Raw genomic sequence first — 5,005 nt, 5'->3', positions numbered from 1 at the left:
TTCTGAAGATGTTCCAGGGTTTCTTTCCGGGTTTTCGGTAGTAGTAGAAAAATTCGAAATTGTGCTGCACTTTATAATCAGCTAGTAAGCTATCTAATTGAGGAATATACTTGCCCGAAAATTTTAAATCTTCATTGTTGATCTCAAAATGCTTTGCAGGCAGTGTGGCTATGGAGTCAATGACATAAATTGTATCAACGGTACTTGCTTTTATGCTTCCTTGGGTTGAGGCTTTGACTGATGAATAACTGATCAGATTACGTTTTATATTACCCACTTCTTTTTTAATCAATTCCTTTAGATCATTACTTAACACACGCTTTGCATTTTTAGCACTGATCTCAGCAATTTCTGCTCTAGCTCTACTTTTGCCTTCTTTGTCTTTCCATTGCTCAATTTCTTGCTCTTGTACTTTTTGGAAGTTTTTATAATCACGAATTTTGATATGCTGCTTTCTGAAAAAATAAGATTGAGCGATTAAAATCAGTAACAGAATTAATACTGGATAATATCTTTTAAGTCTTGATTGTAGTATACTCCAAATCATAGCTTAGTATGTTAAGTTTTCAAATTCACTTGATTCTATATCATTGTTGTTAGCTTCACTTTCTATTTGCTGATGGTAGATGTTAAATTTAATTCCCGTTTCTCCATACCTGTTTTTTGTAGTTACCGCATAATTGTTCTTGAATGAAGCGTCTGCTTTTACCACTTCAATATTAATTCCAGCATCATAAAGAGGAGCTGTGCCTCCACGAATTGTTTTTTGGGTAGTACGCTGAAATATGACAATGAAAATAGTGTTGGGAAATTGCTTTCGTAATGAATCAAAATCTAATGATGATACTCCGATTTTATTCCAACTATCAATTACAATCACATCAAATTGGTTCGCTGCTTTTTTTATGGTGTTGATCCCTTCGGGAAGCTTGTCCGCTATAAAAACACTTGACTGATTTTCTATAGAAATATAGGCTTCTTTCATTCTGCGAATCAAATCTGACTTGCTTCCAATTTCTAATGAAAATATGGCTATACGATGTCCTAATGCTGCAAAAGCATTAGCTAATTGATACGTAAACCTGGTTTTTCCACTTCCTTGATTTCCCTCAATAGTGATGGCCAATTCAAATCGCTCCAGGTCGCCTAAAAACTCTCCTAGTCCACCTGCTAATCTAAACGTATTTGTTTTTGAACTTTGATCAATGGCATTAATGGATTCAAATAGATTGTTTGTTTTGTTATTTGCATCAATTCGCTGATGGCTTTTTGTAATATTACTTTGGTTCTTTTCCAAACTTTCAAATCCACTCAATGTCTTTATTGAATGTGTATTAATTTGCATCAATTCGCTTAACCAATCTTTATTTATAACCAACCGAATACTGCCTTTTTGTGGGAGTTTGTTGTACTGCGTTATTAATTTGTCCTGTATTTGTGTAATATGCGAAGCATAGGGCGCATTTTTAGTTATTTGCTTGCTTTCTATCGCTTTTTGTAAGTTGGTAATGAATTCTTCGAGCTGCTTTCTGTTTTTTTGCTGATTGTGCATTTTAACAAAAGTTCTTATAAAATATACTGTACTGGGTAGTTCGCTTTGCTTTTGGTTAGCTACATGCGCATTCAATTTTTCTAGATACAAATCAATAGCTTCTTTTACAGATGCTTCTTGGTGGTAAAATGATTTGGCTTCCTTAAAGAAAAGATTCCCTTCCTGCAGTAAATAAGGAAGTGTTGAAATATCAAGTTTTTTTATTTGATGATCGTAATTTTGAAAAGAAATCTGCTCCATACCACAAGAGTATCAAGGATTATTTTTCTAATTTCGGATTCAGGGAGTTTGCTTACTTTTGAATAGATTTATAAAATTCAATCTTTAAATTATGTTCAAATGGATGCTTCAAAAATAGTAGATTTCAATAAAGCCATTATAGATTCTTTTATTGAAGAACTAAGGCCTCCTGCTGACAAAAGAGATCAAATAGATATCGGTTACAAGTTGGTTAGTAAAGCTTATGAATTTTCTGAAATTCGCCCTGATTGGATGGATGCTTCTAAAAAAATGGAATTTCCTTTTGCCAAAATTCGGTATGTAAAATCTCAAAAAGTTTGGAAACTCTACTGGATGCGCGGCTCTGGAAAATGGGAACTTTATCCAGAACTCAGTGATTCCGAAAGTTTACAGGAAGTATTACAAATCATTAAAGAAGATAAATTACATTGTTTTTTCGGGTAGCATTAACAATTTGATCTTAATTGTTTTTGCTTTTAGAATCAATAATTCATCATTATCCATTCCCATTAAACCCGAAGGCATCATTGCAGTAAAATCATAATTAGCTGTTAGTACTTCTGTTTTTGTTTTTGTTGCCTTTTTGGAAACAGCTACTTTGGAATCTTTTGACCATTGGGTCCATTTGAATTTATCGGTAAACTTATCAAGCACTGCGGACGGATAGCTGCTCAATAAAAATTTGCCTTTTATTTTCCCTAGAACAGTGAGTAATTTTAAAAAATCCGTTTTTGAATAATCCCCATAGTGTCCCATATCTGAATTAAAATACGGTGGATCGATGTAAAAAAAGCTGTCTTTTGTATCCCGACTTTCAATTACCTTTAATGCATCATTGGCTTCTAAATCTACAAAATCCAAACGCTTGCAAATCTCTGAGGTGAAATTCATTTTTTTATTGAATAAACGTTTTACGGTGCTATTGCTTTTTCGCTCATAAGCATAACCCCCAAACATTTTAGAAGAAAAACTCATATTGGTCTGCACCCAAAATGCCCAAGCTCTATCCAGTGGTTTATGTTGATCAGCTTCTTTTAATACCTGTGCTGTTTCGGCGTGCAATTTTCTACTATGCGGGGTGGCTTGTATTTTTTTATTTAGTTTGTTGTACGCTGTTTTACATACCTGATAAAAATTAACCACCTCGCCATTTAAATCATTCAACACTTCTACAGGACTTGGTGGTTTGGCAAAGAAAACAGCTGCGCCACCAACAAAAGGTTCACAATATAAATTATGGTCCGGGATTAATGATATGATCAGCTTGGCCATATTCTGTTTGCCGCCATAATAGGTTATCGGTGTTTTTAGATTGGTTTTGGTTAACCCATCAAGTGGACTGTCCATTTTTTGTATTGGTGTTTTTATGGTTTTTGAAATTTTTGATGCTGAAAATATCGGAAGTATCGAAACTCCTACTGCTTTTACTACCGCTACACTCACTGCATTTCCGATCAACTGATAGCGTTTGCTATCGCTTAACTCTATTTTTTCATTGTTTTTTATGCCGTATTTTGTCCATAAATCTGGAAATCCCTGTAAGCGTTCACATTCCATTGGGGTAAGCCTTCGAACACTTTCCATATTTGTCAGTAAGTTTTCTTGATAGCCATTGGCGGTTAATGCTCCAGAAGTATCATTTTCACTTAGTTTAAATTCTTTTTCTTTAAAAGGTGAGTAATCAATCCCCTTTTTTAAATTGGCTTTTCTAATCTTTTTACCTTTTGCTGTTCTGGTAGTTTTTAAAGGTTTCCAGGGATGGGCTATATAATTTGACTTTTTAGCGCTAGTAATACAATTTACATTGGTGTCGGCTCTAAATTCTATTTGTTGTGTGTTCTTTCTTTTCCGAATAGTAAACACATAAGGAGCATAGGTTCCATAATCACCTACTTTGGTATCGATTGTGGAAGCAATGTGAGCTTGCGAGATTGTTTTTTTGATCCCTTTTGTAAACGCCGTATAGTTTTTTGGGATAGGAAATACTTGGGGTCGGGATTGCTTTCTAAGAGATCCGACAAGGTAGATGCGCTCTCTATTTTGGGGTAAAAACCAGCTAGTATTAAGCAATTGCCATTGGAGGTCATAAAGCCCAAGGTCGGCAAACGTTTTAAGTACGATTTCAAAGTCTTTGCCTTGGTTACTCGAGAAAAGTCCTTTGACATTTTCAAAGATAAAAATACGGGGTCTAAATTTTCTGATAACTGCAATTGCTTCAAAAAAGAGTCTGCTCTTTTCCCCATACAAGCCTTCTCGTTTTCCAGCAGTTGATAAATTTTGGCATGGTGAGCCGAAAGTAATGATATCGGGTCTTTCGATTTTTTGTTTGGTAATTTCTTGAACTGCTCCGACATATATGGCGTTTTTAAAATTGTACTGGTAATTGGCAATGGCATGGGTATCCACTTCACTGAAATAATGCTTCTTAAATTTGAAACCTGCCTGCTGTAAGCCTAAGGCAAAACCACCTGTACCGCTGAAGAGGTCGAGGAGGATTAGGTGTTTTTTGTGTGGTGAAGCCATTGCTTTTTAAACAATACTAACATGAATGCCACTAACGACTTCTATTTGATGTGCTTTTGTGCATTTTAAACTCCTTTACTCCTGATTTACAATCAAATAAAATAATAAGTACACATATAGAGTTATAAATCTTAATAACAAAAAAATTTAAAAAATGAAATTAAAACCTAAAACACCAACTCCAAAACAATTCAAAAACTGGTCAATTCCTAGTCAGTCAAGCTTTCTATTATTTAAAAATTCAAAAGGGCAAAAAGCCGTAAGTAGGATTGCTTTATTATTTGCTATTCTAGCATTTATATTTACTACGTTTTTAAAGAAACCTATTTATAATTTTTTTTATAATAATAAAGCCGAAAAAACACAAAATATTCTTGCTTCATACAAAGAAAACAAAGACTGGTTTTCTCTTTATTCCGAAATAGAAAAAGTAGATAAAAAATATCATAATGATGATTGGTATAACTATTATTCTGGAATAAGCATACTGAAATCTGACGCTTCAATAAGTTCAAAAAGGAATATGGAATATTACTTTTTAAAAATTGATCCTTCGAGTCATTTTTTTGGACAAGCAATTTTAAGTTTATTAAACGACTATGTTAGAATTAAGGACAAAAAAGCTTTTAACTGGATACTCCGTTTCGATTTGTGCCAGTAATTTCGGAGTAAACCGTGCCACGTATTTCG

General features: G+C 33.9%; 5 protein-coding genes. 2 read left to right on the top strand and 3 right to left on the bottom strand.

From position 1 onward, the window contains the following. The coding region (locus KQA_RS18350) for a hypothetical protein (protein ID WP_010177576.1) at positions 1-547 on the bottom strand (547 nt) is incomplete at its 3' end. Positions 548-550: 3 nt separating this feature from the next. Continuing rightward, entirely contained in the window at positions 551-1,792 is a 1,242-nt protein-coding gene (locus KQA_RS0202060; RefSeq protein WP_010177574.1) for a DnaB-like helicase C-terminal domain-containing protein, read from the bottom strand. 99 nt (positions 1,793-1,891) lie between these two features. Here KQA_RS0202060 and KQA_RS0202055 point away from each other — a divergent pair, with 99 nt between their 5' ends. Next, on the top strand, positions 1,892-2,236 hold the full coding sequence (locus KQA_RS0202055) for a DUF3024 domain-containing protein (RefSeq protein ID WP_010177572.1): 345 nt from the start codon (positions 1,892-1,894) through the stop codon (positions 2,234-2,236). Here KQA_RS0202055 and dcm read toward each other — a convergent pair. Continuing rightward, positions 2,216-4,315 (bottom strand): DNA (cytosine-5-)-methyltransferase, encoded by a 2,100-nt coding sequence (gene dcm / locus KQA_RS20435; protein WP_010177571.1) that lies wholly within the window; start codon positions 4,313-4,315, stop codon positions 2,216-2,218. The two genes, KQA_RS0202055 and dcm, sit on opposite strands and share 21 nt — an antisense overlap. A 154-nt stretch (positions 4,316-4,469) precedes the next feature. On the opposite strand from dcm, the gene KQA_RS0202040 reads away from it, so the two are divergent. Beyond that, the gene (locus KQA_RS0202040) at positions 4,470-4,976 is read left to right on the top strand and encodes a hypothetical protein (RefSeq protein WP_010177569.1); all 507 of its coding nucleotides are present in this window, start codon (positions 4,470-4,472) and stop codon (positions 4,974-4,976) included. Positions 4,977-5,005 lie beyond the last annotated feature (29 nt).

The organism is Aquimarina agarilytica ZC1 (genome assembly GCF_000255455.1).
GTDB lineage: Bacteria > Bacteroidota > Bacteroidia > Flavobacteriales > Flavobacteriaceae > Aquimarina > Aquimarina agarilytica.
Note: the sequence above shows the minus strand (reverse complement) of the source record. Positions and strands in the feature narration are given on the sequence as shown.